This is a genomic window from Parashewanella sp. 2304DJ23-3, assembly GCF_056591695.1.
In genome coordinates this window covers 41011-58089 of record NZ_JBWQOH010000001.1, presented here as the reverse complement: position 1 = coordinate 58089, position 17079 = coordinate 41011, and the positions used below count along the sequence as shown (strand labels likewise).

General features: G+C 38.2%; 15 protein-coding genes. 11 read left to right on the top strand and 4 right to left on the bottom strand.

Translation table 11 applies throughout. The features are described from left to right. Positions 1-53 precede the first annotated feature (53 nt). The 6 genes from tesB to AC1EU2_RS00250 all read left to right on the top strand — a co-directional run bounded on the left by tesB (position 54) and on the right by AC1EU2_RS00250 (position 8322). Entirely contained in the window at positions 54-920 is an 867-nt protein-coding gene (tesB, locus tag AC1EU2_RS00275; RefSeq protein WP_480295995.1) for an acyl-CoA thioesterase II, read from the top strand. Positions 921-924: 4 nt separating this feature from the next. Next, positions 925-1305 (top strand): YbaY family lipoprotein, encoded by a 381-nt coding sequence (locus AC1EU2_RS00270; RefSeq protein ID WP_480295994.1) that lies wholly within the window; start codon positions 925-927, stop codon positions 1303-1305. Positions 1306-1615: 310 nt separating this feature from the next. Beyond that, positions 1616-5095, top strand: coding sequence for an EAL domain-containing protein (locus tag AC1EU2_RS00265; RefSeq protein WP_480295993.1), 3480 nt, complete (start codon positions 1616-1618; stop codon positions 5093-5095). 53 nt (positions 5096-5148) lie between these two features. Then, positions 5149-5646 (top strand): nucleotidyltransferase family protein, encoded by a 498-nt coding sequence (locus AC1EU2_RS00260; protein ID WP_480295992.1) that lies wholly within the window; start codon positions 5149-5151, stop codon positions 5644-5646. Between the two features lie 226 nt (positions 5647-5872). Then, a complete protein-coding gene (gene ompW, locus AC1EU2_RS00255) occupies positions 5873-6529 on the top strand; it encodes an outer membrane protein OmpW (RefSeq protein ID WP_480295991.1) in 657 nt (218 codons plus the stop codon). 233 nt (positions 6530-6762) lie between these two features. Further along, complete coding sequence (locus AC1EU2_RS00250; protein WP_480295990.1) at positions 6763-8322, top strand: hypothetical protein; 1560 nt, start codon at positions 6763-6765, stop codon at positions 8320-8322. Between the two features lie 39 nt (positions 8323-8361). On the opposite strand, the gene AC1EU2_RS00245 is transcribed toward AC1EU2_RS00250, so the two are convergent. After that, a complete protein-coding gene (locus AC1EU2_RS00245; protein WP_480295989.1) occupies positions 8362-9708 on the bottom strand; it encodes a dihydroorotase in 1347 nt (448 codons plus the stop codon). Positions 9709-9966: 258 nt separating this feature from the next. Between AC1EU2_RS00245 and AC1EU2_RS00240 the strand changes: the two genes are divergently transcribed. Continuing rightward, positions 9967-10836, top strand: coding sequence for a 6-carboxytetrahydropterin synthase (locus AC1EU2_RS00240; protein ID WP_480295988.1), 870 nt, complete (start codon positions 9967-9969; stop codon positions 10834-10836). A 79-nt stretch (positions 10837-10915) separates the two neighbouring features. After that, complete coding sequence (locus AC1EU2_RS00235) at positions 10916-11746, top strand: M23 family metallopeptidase (protein ID WP_480295987.1); 831 nt, start codon at positions 10916-10918, stop codon at positions 11744-11746. A gap of 19 nt (positions 11747-11765) precedes the next feature. On the opposite strand, the gene AC1EU2_RS00230 is transcribed toward AC1EU2_RS00235, so the two are convergent. Beyond that, positions 11766-12176: a YccF domain-containing protein gene (locus AC1EU2_RS00230; RefSeq protein ID WP_480295986.1), complete on the bottom strand. Its 411-nt coding sequence runs from the start codon at positions 12174-12176 to the stop codon at positions 11766-11768. 176 nt (positions 12177-12352) lie between these two features. Between AC1EU2_RS00230 and AC1EU2_RS00225 the strand changes: the two genes are divergently transcribed. After that, positions 12353-13267: a 1-aminocyclopropane-1-carboxylate deaminase/D-cysteine desulfhydrase gene (locus AC1EU2_RS00225; RefSeq protein ID WP_480295985.1), complete on the top strand. Its 915-nt coding sequence runs from the start codon at positions 12353-12355 to the stop codon at positions 13265-13267. 5 nt (positions 13268-13272) lie between these two features. Here AC1EU2_RS00225 and AC1EU2_RS00220 read toward each other — a convergent pair whose 3' ends face one another. Then, positions 13273-13446, bottom strand: coding sequence for a hypothetical protein (locus tag AC1EU2_RS00220; protein WP_480295984.1), 174 nt, complete (start codon positions 13444-13446; stop codon positions 13273-13275). Positions 13447-14068: 622 nt separating this feature from the next. After that, positions 14069-14908: an isopenicillin N synthase family dioxygenase gene (locus tag AC1EU2_RS00215; RefSeq protein ID WP_480295983.1), complete on the bottom strand. Its 840-nt coding sequence runs from the start codon at positions 14906-14908 to the stop codon at positions 14069-14071. 467 nt (positions 14909-15375) lie between these two features. Here AC1EU2_RS00215 and AC1EU2_RS00210 point away from each other — a divergent pair, with 467 nt between their 5' ends. Beyond that, positions 15376-16275 (top strand): bifunctional methionine sulfoxide reductase B/A protein, encoded by a 900-nt coding sequence (locus AC1EU2_RS00210; protein WP_480295982.1) that lies wholly within the window; start codon positions 15376-15378, stop codon positions 16273-16275. Between the two features lie 225 nt (positions 16276-16500). Then, positions 16501-16971, top strand: a complete 471-nt coding sequence (locus AC1EU2_RS00205) for a DTW domain-containing protein (protein WP_480295981.1) — start codon at positions 16501-16503, stop codon at positions 16969-16971. Positions 16972-17079 lie beyond the last annotated feature (108 nt).

Sequence of the window (17079 nt, the reverse complement as noted above, 5' to 3'; positions counted from 1 at the left end):
TTAATGGTTATTTGGTTCAAGATATTAGCACTTACCTTTAACTTTATTGGTTTATGTCAAAAGCATTAACAAATTTATTATCAATCTTATCTTTAGAAAAACTGGAAGAAGGTTTTTTTAGAGCACAAAGTCAGGATCTAGGTTTTGGGCATTTATTTGGTGGCCAAGTTTTAGGACAAGCGTTGAATTCTGCCAAGCAGACGGTTCCCGAAGGGAGAACAGTTCATTCTTTTCATAGTTATTTTTTAAGAGCTGGGGATCAGAAACTTCCTATCATTTATGATGTCGAAAACATGCGAGATGGTGGTAGCTTTAGTGCTCGCAGGGTAAAAGCAATCCAAAATGGTAAGCCGATTTTCTATATGACGTGCTCATTTCAGGGGTTAGAAGATGGCTTTGAACATCAGAATGAAATGCCAAAAGTCGAAGGCCCTGAAGGGTTACTCAATCAAACTGAGTTAGCAAAAACGCTTGTAGATGTACTACCTGAGTCAACGTATAAAAAATGGACGGCAGAATCTCCAATTGAAATGCGTTATGTTAATCCTCAAAACCCTTTAAAGCCTGAACCTACTGATGCTAAAAGATATATTTGGTTAAGAGCGAATGGCGAGATGCCTGGTGACCCTAAAGCACATCGTTATTTATTGGCTTATGCATCAGATTTTAATTTTTTGCTTACCGCTGCTCAGCCTCATGGCGTTTCTTTTCTAACGCCAGGGACAAAGTTTGCAACCATAGACCATTCAATGTGGTTTCATAGACCATTTGATTTAAATGAGTGGTTACTATTTAGTATCGAAAGCCCTAGCGCAGGTAATGGACGTGGTTTCGTTAGAGGTGAATTTTATAATACCAAAGGAGAGTTAGTCGCTTCGGCAACCCAAGAAGGGTTATTTAGAATGTCGACTAAAAAATAAGATTATGAAAAAGTTTTTTTTAATGTGTTGTGCTTTATTTCTTACTGCATGTGTAACAGTTGAACCACCAAAACCTGTAGAAGTGAGTGGTGCTGCTGGTTATCGAGAAAAAATAGCACTGCCAATGGGAAGTACAATTACTATAGCGGTTATCGATCTTGACACACCAGGTGCGATCATCGCACAAAAGAACTTTAATGTTGCAGTAACTCCCGTACCGTTTAAGTTTATTCTTCCGGCTGAAAGTATAAAAGATGATGTTAATTACGGTGTTGTTGCGTTAATTAAAAATGGCAATAAAGTGCTATTCCAGACGTACGATAGATATCCAGTGATTAACAACGGAAAAAACACCGTAGAAGTCATTATGAAGATGGTAAAATAACTCTCAAGGAGAGGAAAATCTTCCTCTCCATCTCTTATCTGTATATTTGTAAATCACCTGCTCTAAATAATCAGTATTTATTATCATTTTGTGAATAATGTGATGGATTCTTATCTTTAATTCTTAGGCTTGTGATATATAATGCCGTACGTTGCGAGCAATACATGTTTGAACATTTAATTACTGACTGAATTTGCCTTATTTATGAAAGGATTCTAAAAATATTGCGTAAACGAAAAGTGCGCATAAAGGAAAGGTTGAACGTTAGTTTGTTGTTATAAAAAATTATTCTGAGAGCAAATTAACTTTTATGTTATCTATTAAGCGCTTTGTTATTTTTCTTGTACTTTTCGTAGCTGGTTTAGTTTGGTTTTATGCCGATCAGTGGTATCGAAATTATTTATTTGAGCGCTATTACAATTCTACCGAATACTCTGTTAATGAATATCAAGCAAAACTCAGTGCTGTCATTAATCAACGTCTAAAGTTAGTTTCTAGTCTTGCGCACTTTGTTGAAAGTGAATTGCATAGTGATCCTACGTATAGTGAATCGAGCCGACTGCATATCGATAGTTTTATGTCAGCACTTTATCATGCAAACGAAGGATTAAGGGCGTTTACTATAGCACCTAACTTTGTTGTTAATCAGGTTTATCCTATTACCAGCAATGAGTCAGCAATAGGACATAATTTAAAAGATCCGAGTACTCCTTTTATTTATGATGCCGTTGATCTTGCGATTACAGAAAATATCGTAACGCACTCTCAGCCCTATGAGTTGGTTCAAGGTGGTTTGGGGTTAGTTGCTCGATTACCAGTATTTCAAGATGATAAAGTGTGGGGCGTAGTTTCCGTTGTTCTGGATATCGTTTCGACATTGGAAAATGCAGGTGTAATTGGACCAAGTTCAGAGTTTGATTTTGCATTTAGAAGCGACAATGGGCATGTTTTTTTTGGTGATCCGACCATCTTCGAAACGAGTTCATTAATTCGAAAAATAAAGCTACCTTCCGGATATTGGGAAATCGCTGCTCAACCAAGAAATACAGAAAGAGGAATTGAGTGGCAAGCGAATCTGTTTGGGATTTTTCTAGCAGCATTAATTTTACTAATTTTAGGTGCCCTTTATTCGTTCTATCAACACGTCTATCTTGCTGAACGTTCTTATCGAGAGCAAGAGAATGAATTAGCAGGTTCTAAGGGGTTAATCAGTGGTGTTGTTGGTAGTAAATTAAAACAAACTCGGCCTACGTTTATTACGCCTGCAATCGCGACAATTGCCATTTTGTTGGCTTGTATTGCATTTTTTTACTTTATTCAGGCTCAAAATAAACAGCAAGACTCTCAAGAGTTAACATCAAATCTCGAAGTTGTTGTAAATGAGATTGGTAGCCAAATTAATGCAAATCGAGATTATCTAGAAATCTTAGCAGAAGAGCTTGGCTCAGGAACACTGTCGATCAGTTCATTTGAACAAAAGGCCACTCGATATGTGAAAGATCATCCTGGGCTTATTAATATTACGTTTGCTGATGAATCTTTTTTTATTCGCAATACGGCACCCTATGAACGAAATAAGCAAGTTATTGGGTTGAAGTTGTCATTAGCTGAGCCAGAAAGAGCTTCCCGTTTAGCCAAAGAGCTTAAAACGACAGTATTTACTAAGCCTTTTGTAGTGATTCAAGGTAAGCCAGCGTTTGAATTTTATGTACCTGTTTATCGAGATGATAAATTTTTAGGCACTCTAGGAGCTGTTTATTCGATTCCTAATTTAGCGGAAGAAATAATTCTTTCTAATCTAAGCTCCAGATATAACATTAGCTTTTTAAATGAAAGACGAAAACCAATCTATACGCTGAGTGATATTGAGCATTCAATGCGTTTGGCGCACAGTGTGCCTTTCCCTTATCTTAATCAGAGCTTATGGCTTAAATTTTCTGTAAAGCAATCTCATTTCAGTAATGGTATGCAGCTTATCTTGCTTGTTATTCTATTATTCATCAGTGGAATTGTATTCAGTTTTTGGTTGCAGTTTAAAGAAAGTGCACGTGTGTGGCAGACGGGAAAATCTCTTCTTGAATCACAACAGCATTTTCATTCAATTGCTCACTCAGCGCCTATTGCCGTAGTTATTACCCAGCCAGAATCTGGAAAGATACTCTATGCAAACCTTAGGGCGGAAGAACTCTTATCCTCTTTGGGTGAGGCTGTCGTGGGGAAAAATATTCGCGACTTTTATGCAAATCCAGATGATAGAAAGCTCTTTATTGATCTTATGCTTCACAAGCAAAGAGTAGATGGCTTCGAACTGAAAATTAAAACAGACAGTGGTAGGTTTGTGTGGGGCTCTCTGTCCTCTAAAATGGTGGATTATGCCGAAGGAAAAGCATTAATTACTTCGGTAACGGACTTAACTCAACAAAGAACGTATCAAGATCAACTCTATAAGAAAGCTAACTTTGATGAACTTACTGGTCTGCCTAATCGCGGAATGGCATTCGAGCGATTAACGAGTGCAATTAATATCGCCAAGCAAAATCAAGGCGAAGTGGTATTAATGCTGCTGGATTTAGATGATTTCAAAAAAGTGAATGACAGCTTTGGGCATAATGCAGGTGATAAATTACTTAAGCAAATTGCAAAACGTATTCGTGGTGTTATTTCTGAGTACGATACTATTGGACGACTCGGTGGTGATGAATTTGTCATCATTCTCACTGCTCCAGATTCAGTAAAAAATGCAGAACAAATCGCTCACGAAGTAATTGATCTTTGCTCTCGCCCTGTTCTCATACAACACTACGAAGTTGTGGTTGGTTGCAGTATTGGTTTGGCTTGTTTCCCACAAGACGGTAATGATTACGAAACGCTAACGAAAAATGCAGATGCTGCTATGTATGAGAGTAAAGTTAATGGCCGTAACGCATTATGTTTCTACTCAAACAAAATGAGTCATGACATTCAGCAGCGCCTAGTTATGGAAAACGAACTTCGACAAGCGCTTAAACGTGATGAACTTTATATTGTTTATCAACCTATCATTGATGGTGATACTGGACGCGTTATCGCAGCAGAGGCATTAATGAGATGGCAAAACGATCGCCTAGGTAATGTTTCGCCAGAACAGTTTATTCCCTTGGCAGAATCCTTAGGATTGATAAGTACGTTTGGTGAATGGTTGTTAGATCAGGCTTGCCATCAAGTAAAAAAATGGCAAAAAATTGAAAATGGCCCTGAATACGTTTCGGTAAATGTATCAAGCCGTCAGCTTCGTAATGATGTCATTATTGAAGATGTGAAACTCGCACTGACATTACATCAGTTACCTGCATCAGTGTTAGAGCTAGAACTTACTGAATCCGCCCTTATTGAGCATACAGAAGAGAACGAGCGAATTTTTGATACGCTTCATCAAATGGGCGTACGGTTAGCGGTAGATGACTTTGGAACAGGTTATTCATCGCTAAATTACCTGAGACGTTTTTCATTTGATACACTTAAAATTGATCGTTCTTTTATTGGTGATATTCCAGATAAAAAAGATGCGATTGAACTCGTTCAGGCTATCCACTCAATGGCGACCAGCATGGGAATGAAAATTGTTGCGGAAGGTGTTGAAAATAGAGAACAACTCAGCTTCTTACAAGAACTAGGATGTGACGCCATTCAAGGTTATTACATTTCTAAGCCTTTGAGCAAACAAGATATCATATCGTTTTGTAGCCAAAAACAGCAGCAAGTAGTCAATATCATTGAAAGTGTGAAAAAGGAAGAAGGCAGCTTAGTTTGATTGAAAACCATCGGCAGCAATTATTCTCTTGGCTCTTAGAAGATAGAAAAAGAATGCAAGTACTCAAAATAGTAGAGACTGTTGCTGATGAATTTAAACTTGATGATTTCTGGGTTGCGGCTGGCTTTGTAAGAAACTTAATTTGGGATAAATTACACGGTTATGACTCAAATGCGCTAAATGATATTGATGTAATTCACTTTTCAGAAGGTGAAGACACCAGTTTTGACCTGGCTCTACAATCTAAATTAACATATTTACAACCAAACTTACCTTGGTCAGTAAAAAATCAATCTTTAATGCATATTCGAAATGGTGATGCTCCTTATACATCCAGTTCTCATTCAATGACTTTTTGGCCCGAACTTGAAACGGCCATAGCGGTAAGATTGTTGAATGGTGAACTACAAGTCAATTCGCCTTTTGGACTGGCAAGTTTATTTTCACTTAGCCTTACTCATAACCCTAAACGTCCTCGCACATTATTTAATGAAAGATGTGAGCAAAAAGGATGGCTGAGTATATACCCCAAATTGAACATTTTGAATTAAACCATTTAACCCGTTCAATCCAACCTTTTTGTTGTCAATTCAATCCTATATTTGTCTTTTTGACTCTAAAAACATGATCTAAATCATGTAAATGATGGTTCTTAATAATGCTAAATCAAGCATTTGACTTGGATCAATATTACATGCCGATGAGTCTGGCAAATTAGCGCCTAAATGTGATGGAAGTTAAAAATATACTAATTCATTTTAATGAATATGGAGTTAAATGATGAACAAACGTTTCGCTAAAGGTCTAGTTGCAGCAGCACTTCTATCTGCAGGTTTTGCAGCTCAGGCACATCAAGCAGGTGACATTATTGTACGAGCTGGTATTGCAACTGTTGCACCAAATGAATCAAGTCAAGATGTAGCTGGCCTAGGTGAGTTCAGTGTGAGTAACAATACTCAGCTTGGTTTGAACTTTGGTTACATGGTAACGGACAATTTTGGTGTTGAACTACTTGCTGCCACTCCATTCTCTCACGACGTTTCGCTAAAAGGCGTTGGTAAAATTGCTGAAACTAAGCATTTACCACCAACCTTAGTTGCGCAGTATTACTTTGGTAATTCGAATTCTAAATTTCGCCCATACATTGGCGCTGGTGTGAACTTTACAAACTTCTTTGATAATCACTTCACAAAGAATGATACGGCAGCACCGTTAGGACTGAATAACCTAAGTATCGAGAATTCTTGGGGTTTTGCAGCTCAAGTTGGTGCAGACTATCAAGTAAATAAGAAGTGGTTGGTTAATGCTTCTGTTTGGTATGCAGATATTGGCACCGATGTTAAGTTTAATTCAACAGCTTTGAATGCTGATGTGAAAATCAAAACAGACATCAACCCATGGGTATATATGGTATCGGTTGGTTATACGTTCTAAGTTAGTTTTAAATATCATCAATGAGCGCTACTTTAATGTAGCGCTTTTTTTATATCTCCAATATATGTAATTTGAGACTCTAAATATTTGTTAACCCAAAATTCATGGAACTTAATCTCCCTCATTTGACTCTAATATATAACTACTCAAACTAGACTTACACCTTTCTTAATCTTCAAAGACTTTAGAAATCTGTTAGCCATTGCCCGAAAGTATTTATTTCAGGGGAACTTATGGAAGCGAGTCATAAACTACAATCAAACAGACCATGTGAATATATTACAGGGACAGGCGACCCATGTGGACGAGAACAATTTGGCCTAAAAAAACAAGATGGAATCGATTCCATGCTTGAAAAATGCAAGATGAGCCCTCGAACATGGAAATTCGTTAAAGCTGGAGATTTAAAAAAGGCGAGGGGCTCAATGTCCTTTATTGAGCGCTTAATAAATCTTTTTACTGGTGGCTTACGTCAAAAAACTTTAGAAAGAGCGGTTAATGTACTCACTCCTCATTGTCCGTTAGCTCGTGATGTCACGAGTAAAATTGCAGATTTCCATGCACTTAAAGCTTCGCTTCCAGCTGAAGCTCAGAATGGATTAAATTACAAGATTGTTAGTGAAAATGATCAGTTACAATTTATCGTGTGGATTGATCCAAACTCTGAACTTGCAAAAAGTATGGAAAGTGTAGAACCTGAAGATAAAATTTTTAAGGAGCCAGTCTCAAAAGTGTCAAATAGGGCTTTGTTAGCTATGCAGGAAGAGCAGAGAACTTTCTTTGATAAAAACATTGCAAATAACCGAGTCTATAATGAAAGTTACGATGTCTCTGAATGTTGCAAAGGGTCAAGAAGAGATTTTTTTGCTAAATATTACGAATTAAAAGCAGAAGTTCAAGCTCTTGAGGCTAACAGTCACTTATCACCTACAGCAAAAAAAGATGCAATGACGTTTCTAGAAATGTCAATGGACGCTATTGCTGACGAGCTTGCAAAGAATGAAAAGCCAGAGTCAAGATCTAGCGTTAAATTCTATAATTTAAATTCTCCAACACGAAGCACTTCACAAGGAACTGCAGTAGAGTTTGAATTCGAAGATGAAGTTACTGAAGAGCGTCCAAATCTTTCAAATAAAGATTCACAAGTTGAGCTTGTTGACAGTATAAGTTCTGAGCCAGAATCAGAGATTGAACTTTCTCGTTTTAATGATTCAACGTCAAGTGCTTCATCTAGTACTAAGGTAGAATTAAAAACTGTAGCTGAAAATCATACCGAGATCGAAAGTCGTTCGAGAGGCGGTTCAGTGATTGAACTAGCTCAGAGCGAACAGCCTAAGTTAGGGCGTGGTGCAGAGCTTAATCTTCTCGCCGCTTCGACGCCAAGTACTTCATCTAGAGCTGAGATAGAGTTACAAGATGTAGGTAAAACCCTTGGAGATAGCTCAAATTTTTTGGCCGAAGATTCGACTGTTGAATCTACTCAGAGCGAAAGGCTTAAGCCTGAACATACAACTGAATTTAATGCTTTGAATTCTTCAACGTCAAATACTTCACCTGAAGTTGAGGTTGAGTTACAAGTTATAAGTGAAGATATTAGAGAGAGCTCCGTTCACCCTAAAAGAAGTTCAAAGATTGAGCGTTCTTTAGTTTCTAATGCCAAAAAGACCAGAGAGAGAGCAGAGAGCGAAGCCATAAAGCAGGCTAAACGAGACATGTTAGATAGAGGGTATCAACACATTCTACTTGTGAATCAAAGGCTTTTGTTTAGTGCTTTCAGTTGTACCTTTGGTTAGATAAATATGAGCCCAAGGATGACTTGGGCTCATAAGATATTAACGTGTAAACTGAAGTCTTTGACCAAATTGCTTATTAATAAAGCGTTCGCCATCGAACATGTGATTACCGTTTACCCAAGTGCCGATAATGCTCGATTGGAAGTTGTAGCCAGTAAATGCTGACCAACCGCAATGATAGCGAATATTTTCTTTAGTCACTTCAAATGGCTTGTTTAAGTCAATTAATGTCAAATCCGCATGATAACCTTCGCGTAAGTAACCACGATCTTTAACTTGATAACGCTCTGCAACGGCGTGAGATGTCTTTTGAACAATCTTTTCAAGTGAGAAGTTACCGTTGTGATAATGTTCAAGCACAGATGGAAGCGCATGTTGAACTAATGGTAAGCCAGACGGCGCTTTAAAATAACTTTCGTTTTGCTTCTCATCCCAAGTGTGTGGTGCATGGTCAGTCGCAATAATGTCAATAACATCGTCTTGAACTGCCTTAATCAGAGCCAATTGATCCGACTCGCGCTTAACAGCAGGATTACACTTAATTAAGCTGCCTAGCTTGTCATAGTCTTTATCATTGAAAAATAAGTGGTGAACACAAACTTCAGCTGTGATATTTGCACCCTTTAAGTCTGCAAGTTGTTTATTTTTTTGGAATAAGTACAACTCATCAGCGGTAGTTAAGTGCAATACGTGCAAGCGAGCTTTGTGCTTGATGGCTAAAGAAGTAGCTAATTGAGATGACGCAAGACATGCTTCACGAGATCGAATTTCACCATGCAGATTCATCGGGATATTGTCACCATACTTAGCACGATACTCTTCTTCTATTGCGGTGATCATTGGCGTATTTTCGCAATGGGTTGCAATAAGAGTAGGGGCATTAGCAAAAATATCATTTAGAGTAGATTCATTGTCGACCAGCATGTTTCCGGTTGATGCACCCATGAAAATTTTGATGCCACATGCTTGATTAGGATCTAAACGCTTGATTTCTTCAACGTTGTCGTTGGTTGCACCTAAATAGAAGCTAAAGTTAGCTAAAGAGCTTTGTGAAGCACGAGTGTATTTGTCTTCAAGTGCATCTAAGTTTGTCGTTTGTGGATTTACATTTGGCATTTCCATAAAGCTAGTAATACCGCCTGCCACTGCCGCTCTTGATTCACTTGCAATGGTGCCTTTATTTGGGAAACCAGGCTCTCTGAAATGAACTTGATCATCAATCATTCCCGGAATCAAATGGTTTCCTTGAGCATCAACAACCTTTGCATCAGCTGGTGCTGAAATTTGGCGGTCGATTTTACTAATACGACCGTTTTCAATCAGTAAATCTTGAGTCGAAATGCGTCCTTCATTGACCAGTTGGGCATTGCATATCAAAGTCTTCATAGGATACCTAATTAATTATTGATGTTTATCATGCATATAATACCTCAAAACCGCCCCAAGTGTGCGCTTTGTCACGTTTTAAGCGCCAAATAAAGATTTTGTCAGGGATGTAAGAGTGAACCTCGCCAGCTCGCTAAAGTTTGAGTATAATGGTTGGCTATTTGTTGTAAAGCTCGTTGGCCATAGCCGATGGAGCCATACCAAATATCGTGATTTGGTATGAGTTTTGGCGGACTGTTTTTCTGCCGAGGAGATTTAATGCTGCTTTTTGTAAAAGATCTAACTGTGATCGACTTTTCCTATTTGTGTGAAAAACGTGGAATGGTAGGTGAAAGTTGGATTGTTGATGTTGTTCTAGACGGTGGTTTGGACGAACAAAGTATGGTTCTTGATTTCGCTAAAGTAAAAAAAGCAATTAAACATACCATCGACGAAATCGTCGATCATCGTTTGCTGGTACCGAGTTTATCAGCTGCCAGTCGTTTTGAATTTACTGATGAAACGACCATTGTCGATTTCAAAAGTGAAGTAGGCAGCATGCATTTAATTTGTCCTAAAGAAGCGTTTACTTTCATTGAAGCTACTGAAATCGCTTTTGATAATGTGATTGATTTTTTAAAACAAAAATTGAGCATCGTTTTACCTGATAACGTGAACGCAATTGAATTAACGTTAAGAACCGAAAAGCTCGACACACCTTTTTATCATTACAGTCATGGCCTTAAAAAACATGATGGTAATTGCCAGCGTATTGCTCATGGTCACCGCAGTCCAGTTACTATTTATGAAGATGGTGAGGAATCACTTCGCTGGAACCAATATTGGGCAGAGCGTTGGCAAGATATTTATCTTGGTAGTGAAGAGGATCAAGTCGATATTTCTGGATTAGATATTGATGCTGAAGGTGTTAATGATGAAAGCCATTATGGTTTCAGATATATTGCGCCCCAAGGTGAATTTCAATTAGCCATACCTAAAGCGGTAACTGACATGATTCCTCATGATACAACTGTTGAGTTATTGGCTGACTTTATGGCTGAAACACTGCACACCATGAGCCCTGAAAAAAGTTATAAAGTTGTCGCATTTGAAGGCGTAGGCAAAGGTGCTATTGCGTTTAGGAATTAATATTGAATCTTAACTTTCGTTGAGTAAACAGTAAAAACACTGTTATGATTTGGTTTATTATAAATAAATAAGCCAAATCATGACTCGATACATTTCATTTTTTCTCGCTTCATTTTTCCTTTCCTTTTCTGCATTAGCCAACTCAATTCATTTACAGGGTAAATTTGAGCAGGGCAGTCTTATTAAAGGTAATGTTCCTCCTCAATCTCAAGTGTTGTTAAATGGTAACCCTTTACAGGTAGCCAAGTCAGGAGACTTTGTTTTTGGATTTGAGCGCGAAGCAAAGCCAGAACACGAGTTAAAAGTGATTTATCCCAATGGTCTAACGGAGATAAAGCCTTTAAACGTTACCGCCAAAAAATATAAAATTGATCGGGTAAATGGCATCAGTAAGAAAATCATGAAGCCTGACCCTAAAGCGGTAGCAAGAGCGAAAAAAGATGGTAAGCAAGTAAGAGCGGCTCGTAATACTGAGTCGCGACAGATGGCCATTTTTGCTGATTTCATTTGGCCTGTTACTGGTCGAATCTCAGGTGTTTACGGCAGTCAGAGAGTCTACAACGGTAAACCTGGTCGACCACATTATGGGGTTGATGTTGCAAGGATCACAGGGACACCTATTGTTTCTCCTGCTGACGGCGTAATTACCTTGGCCGTACCCGATATGTTTTATTCAGGGGGCACCGTAATTATTGATCACGGATTTGGTGTTAGCTCAAGTATGCTGCACTTAAGCAAGCTTTATGTGAAACAAGGACAGAAAGTGAAACAAGGTGAGCCAATTGCTGAAATAGGTGCGACTGGTCGAGTTACTGGCCCCCACTTAGATTGGCGTTTAAATTGGTACCAAATGAGATTAGATCCAACTTCTATCGTCCCTGATATGAAGTCGGTGATGCAAAAGAAATAATTTTTAATTAAAAATACGATTAATCTGGCTTAGCAACAATAGTTTGGCCTATTGGCGCTAAGCTGAGTAACGCTAACTTTAAGTGAGCAATACCAAACGGAATGCCGATGATGGTTATAAAACACGCTACAGCATGAACCAAGTGGCCAATGGCCATCCAAATACCAAATAATAAGAACCAAATAATATTACCAATCGTACCAAATGCACCCGTTCCAATATCTTCACGTCCACGAGCAACTCGTCTATTCATTTGTTCTTGACCAAATGGCCAGAAAGACAGTTCGCCAATAACAAAACACGCTCGACCGAAAGGAATACCGATAATACTGATGAAGCAAAGGATGCCGACTAACCACCAGGCCAGTCCCATTAAAAAGCCACCCATAATAAACCAAGCAATATTAAAAATGATGCGAAATATAGCCATTTCATCTCCCAATGTCTTCAATGAATTGTGTTTTTTGTAATACTCTACTGATATAGAATATAGCGAAATACATGCCAAAATTTTTAACTCAGTGATTTTATTAGTTAACTCAGTAATTGAATGAGTTCTCTGGTAAAATCACTCAATATTCGAATCGTCTTTTTAGCTAAAATATAATGAAGCTGACCAATAGCCCAGTCGATAAAATCAATTTATTTGGACGCTCCCTTTTCATTAAAAGAGATGATTTATTGCATCCTGAATTCAGTGGCAACAAAGCAAGAAAGTTCAGGTCATTGCTCGACAATCAGTTTCCTGCAGTAAAGCAACTCGTTGGTTTTGGTTCATGCCAAGCGAATTCTTTATATTCCTTATCTTCTTTAGCAAAGTTAAAAGGTTGGTCATTTCGTTTCTACGTCGACCGGATCCCTGAGCATTTAAAAATAAACCCAATAGGCAACTATAAAGCAGCGTTAGGGCAAGGAGCTGATGTTAAAGTATTCCCTGTTGAGCTTAAAGGTGACGTAGAAAAAGAAGCATGGTTATTGCAAGAATATGCTGACAATGCTGAAGTTTTAGTGGTACCAGAAGGCGGACGTTCAGATCTAGCAAGGTACGGCGTTCATCAGTTAGCAGAAGAAATTGCACAATGGGCACTAGAAACAAATCAAATGCCGATAAAAGTCTTTCTACCATCAGGAACAGGAACAACGGCTTTATTCTTACAAGAGTTTTTTACATCCAAAGGTTACGACATTAAAGTACTGACTTGCGCTGTTGTGGGCGATGATGCATACCTAAAACATCAGTTTAATTTGCTTATTGATGATAGCCGTCTACACCCTGAGATTTTAAGTACGCCTCAAAGGTTCCATTTCGGCAAACTTAATAAGAAGTTATTTGATACTTGGTGTGAAGCTAACATGTGCGGGGTTGAGTTTGAACTCTTATATGACCCAGTTGGATTAATAACTCTAAAGCATCATCTTCATAAATTAACAAACACCTCGATTTTATATATACACCAAGGCGGGATATTAGCTAATGAGACGATGCAGTTGAGGTATAAAAGAAAATATAATATTGAATAGCAGATCTAGACGTGGCTGTTAAGCAACCACCTCATGAAATTCAATGCATCACTTTTTTGAGTGAATATTTCTTTGTTTTTTCCTAACTTGTCAGTGTAGACAATGGCATTTTTATGAACAGAAATTGATTTAACAGGGAATGACACATTTATCTGACGATCCTCTATTTTATATGGCATACAGCTCTCCATGCTTTTGTTTGTAGTTATTTAAACATCTAAACTCTAGAATAGAACTAAGAAATTTCAAGTAGTGTTCATAATAGGTAGATAACAATTTTCAAAAATCAAGTCTTAATAAGATAAAATTACTTGCTTTCATATTCTATATTTCGTCACTTTTGTAATTTTATTACGACTTGTTTTACGGCTACGAAGAAGCGTTTGTTATCCTCAAATCCCGTGGACATTGAGCTGCAAGCAGTTATCCACTAAACCTGTGGATAAGCTTGTGGAACAGTGCGTTAAAACGCTCTGTAACCCGCATTGGGACTGCATTGTACTTAAAATGAACTTGAAACAGCGATTTATTAAAAGTTTAATAAAATCAATGCGATAACTGTCAGTGTTAAAGTGACTATAGACAAACAGAAATGTTTCAAAATTGTAAAGATCTGAACATTAAGTACTGTGTATTATTTCGACGAAGATCTCAAAACTAGAGTCTGAAAACACTATAGTCATTGCATTTTACAGAATAATAGTCTGATTTATTTTTTAAAACAGATTCTAATCAATTCTAATTAAATTACATAAAAAAAAATCGCTCAATATTGAGCGATTTCTCATTAAAAAAAGTGTATTAAATAACACCTAATTCTTTTAAGCGCTCCATTAAATATTCATGGGCAGTATATTTGTCTGATAACACGACTTCAGGACGAGGGTGTTGGAACAAAGGCAGTGAAATTCGTGACTTCGTTTTATCCATACCTTCAGGATTAATCACACGATGTGACGTTGATGGGAAATAACCACCAGAAGCTTCTTGAAGCATATCTCCGATGTTAATGATGATATTACCGAAATCACTCGGTACATCTACCCATGACCCATCTTTATCTTGAACTTGTAGACCTGGCTCATTAGCAGCAGGTAAAACAGTCAGTAAGTTGATATCTTCATGAGCTGCGGCACGAATTGCACCGGCTTCTTCGTCACCCGTCATCGGTGGGTAATGCAGCACACGCAATAAACTTTGAGTGCTCTCTTTTACCATGTTAGATAGCGCTTCGGTGTATAACTCGGCAACTTCTTTCGGTGAGTGCTCTTCAATCCAGGCTAAAAGCTCAGCAGCAAACTTATTGGCAGATTCATAATACTTCAAAATATTCTCACGAAGAGATTCAGGAATTTGTCCCCAAGGGTATACATGAAAGTATTCTTTAATGTCTTTAACCGTGTGGCCTTTCGCTGTTTCAGAAATTTCAGCAGGAAAAAAACCGTCTTGAGTTTCAGCGTTGAACTTAAAGTTGTGCTTTTCTTCTGAATTGAAGAAGTCGTGCCACTCTTTATAAATAGCTTCAACCAAATTTTGATCGATAGGGTGGTTTTTTAACACGCCAAACCCGATTTGATGAAGAGACTCAACGAATTGCTGAGCTGCGTCCTTTGCAAGATAATCAATTGCTTCTAATTTCATTGGTATATTCTTATATTATATGTGGAGCGTTGCCCCTATTTGACCCAGGCGTATTGTACTCTGTAGCACAATTAACTGCAAAAACGTGATATTGAAAGCTACTTTAGTTTTAGGGTCTGTTGATCTTTCGTGATTATTTTTGCAGCGATAAATTGGTTATTTTATGCAAGGCAGAGCTTGTACGGTTTGGTTATTACCGACATATAAAACTGTCGTTACTTCGTTTCCAAATAAACAAGCGATAACGCAGTACTTTTATTTTGAAAGAGCGACCAATTTTCGCTTTCTCTTTTTTCGATGCTTTTTAGCGTTCACTGTTCTGTGTTGTGATCAGCTCACTTAGATGACTAAGCTTCACTGCTAACGCCTTGAACAGTTAAACGCAAAAATAGCACAAAATTTAATCCTGAAAGATCAACAGACCCTGGCCTATCTATTAACTAAAGATATATTTTTGGAATTGAACCATGAACAAACTGACTGACTTTGAACGTTATGTTATTGAAGGCAAAGGGACAGAGCCACCTTTTACAGGTGAGTATACTGACCTTGAAGCTGAAGGTGTTTATTTATGTAAAAAATGTGATGCGCCCTTGTATCGCAGCGAACACAAGTTTCATTCACATTGCGGTTGGCCTTCGTTTGATGATGAAATTACTGGTGCGGTAACTCGAGTGCCTGATGCAGACGGAATGCGCATAGAGATCATATGCAGTAACTGTGATGGTCACTTAGGCCATGTGTTTGAAGGTGAGAGGTTAACCGATAACAATATCCGTCATTGTGTTAACTCGGTTTCGATGAAGTTTGAGCCAATTGATCGAACTTTGCAATCCCAGCCTAATCTTGCAACTTTTGGTGGTGGCTGTTTTTGGTGTACGGAAGCTGTTTATAACGTAATGAAAGGTGTGATCAGTGTTACTTCTGGCTACTCTGGCGGTACGGCTAGTGAAGCAAATTACCGTGCGGTATGCAGTGGTAGTACTGGTCATGCTGAGGTCGTGCAAATTGAGTATGACCCTAACGAAGTGGATTTTAAGACCTTATTGCAGGTCTTCTTCCAATCACATGACCCAACCAGTTATAACCAACAAGGTAATGATATTGGCCCTCAATATCGAAGTGTGATTTTTGCGCATAATGCAGAGCAGGCGGCAGAGGCTACTGAGGTGATTCGAGAGTTAGATCAAGCGCTGGTTTACCCTAAACCGATTGTGACTGAGTTGACGATGTTTGATCGATTTTATCCTGCGGAGAATGTTCATCAAGATTATTACGAGTTGAATGGTGAGCAACCGTATTGTCAGATGGTTGTACGACCCAAGGTCGAGAAGTTTAAGCGGGTGTTTGCTGATAAGGTGAAGTGATTGGTTGTTGGCTTCGTTAAGCCATTTATGAAACTAAACCTCTTCGAAGTTTTTAAAGCCGTTAAGTTGCACTCCACACCGCCAAAAGGGGAAGCCTCAAGTGCTTCCTTTTTTATTCTGGTTTAATTTCTTTCATTTTTCCGAAATTACATGATTTAAAAAACTCAGGAATTAACAGATAATTAAACCTGCTGAATTTAGATAGAACTCTAATTAATTTTAAACATGAACATAATCCTCTTAACTCACCAACGTGAAACTTTAAAAAAGACCAATACAGGTATTTTAGTTTCTGACGTGCTGGGTGAAAACGCTCGTGTTGTTGTTTGGGAAAGGAAGAATCCTGAACCTGAGTTAATGGCGCAAATTGTGCTGGGTAAAGTTGCGTTGCTTTATCCTACTGAAGACAGTGACGTAGTCTCTGCGGAATCTGATTTTGAAAGTTATATTGTGCTGGATGGTACATGGCAAGAGGCACAGAAAATTTACAATAAAAGTCCTTATCTAAAAGAACTGCCTAAAGTAAAAATTGAAACTTCAACCGAATCGATTTATCAATTAAGACGCAATCAAAAGCCTAAGGGTTTATGTACTGCTGAGTGTGTGATAGAACTTCTTAAGGCGAAAGGGATAGCGACAAAAGCTGAGAAATTACAGATGAGCTTTGAAGCATTTGTAGCCGAAAAAGCGAATTAGCTTCGCGATAACCTAGCTACTAAAAGGCACAAAAAAGCCGAGTCAGTATATAACTAACTCGGCTTTTTTATCTTAGTCATTAGCTCCCATAACCATGAGAGCATAATT

Bases quoted from the DNA above. Each gene is read 5' to 3' on its own strand.
- AC1EU2_RS00225 (WP_480295985.1), top strand. From the start codon at position 12,353: ATGAAGCTGACCAATAGCCCAGTCGATAAAATCAATTTATTTGGACGC.
- AC1EU2_RS00260 (WP_480295992.1), top strand. From the start codon at position 5,149: ATGCAAGTACTCAAAATAGTAGAGACTGTTGCTGATGAATTTAAACTT.
- AC1EU2_RS00215 (WP_480295983.1), bottom strand. From the start codon at position 14,908: ATGAAATTAGAAGCAATTGATTATCTTGCAAAGGACGCAGCTCAGCAA.
- AC1EU2_RS00205 (WP_480295981.1), top strand. From the start codon at position 16,501: ATGAACATAATCCTCTTAACTCACCAACGTGAAACTTTAAAAAAGACC.
- AC1EU2_RS00220 (WP_480295984.1), bottom strand. From the start codon at position 13,446: ATGCCATATAAAATAGAGGATCGTCAGATAAATGTGTCATTCCCTGTT.
- AC1EU2_RS00210 (WP_480295982.1), top strand. From the start codon at position 15,376: ATGAACAAACTGACTGACTTTGAACGTTATGTTATTGAAGGCAAAGGG.
- AC1EU2_RS00250 (WP_480295990.1), top strand. From the start codon at position 6,763: ATGGAAGCGAGTCATAAACTACAATCAAACAGACCATGTGAATATATT.
- AC1EU2_RS00240 (WP_480295988.1), top strand. From the start codon at position 9,967: ATGCTGCTTTTTGTAAAAGATCTAACTGTGATCGACTTTTCCTATTTG.
- AC1EU2_RS00230 (WP_480295986.1), bottom strand. From the start codon at position 12,176: ATGGCTATATTTCGCATCATTTTTAATATTGCTTGGTTTATTATGGGT.
- AC1EU2_RS00245 (WP_480295989.1), bottom strand. From the start codon at position 9,708: ATGAAGACTTTGATATGCAATGCCCAACTGGTCAATGAAGGACGCATT.
- AC1EU2_RS00270 (WP_480295994.1), top strand. From the start codon at position 925: ATGAAAAAGTTTTTTTTAATGTGTTGTGCTTTATTTCTTACTGCATGT.
- AC1EU2_RS00235 (WP_480295987.1), top strand. From the start codon at position 10,916: ATGACTCGATACATTTCATTTTTTCTCGCTTCATTTTTCCTTTCCTTT.
- tesB (WP_480295995.1), top strand. From the start codon at position 54: ATGTCAAAAGCATTAACAAATTTATTATCAATCTTATCTTTAGAAAAA.
- ompW (WP_480295991.1), top strand. From the start codon at position 5,873: ATGATGAACAAACGTTTCGCTAAAGGTCTAGTTGCAGCAGCACTTCTA.
- AC1EU2_RS00265 (WP_480295993.1), top strand. From the start codon at position 1,616: ATGTTATCTATTAAGCGCTTTGTTATTTTTCTTGTACTTTTCGTAGCT.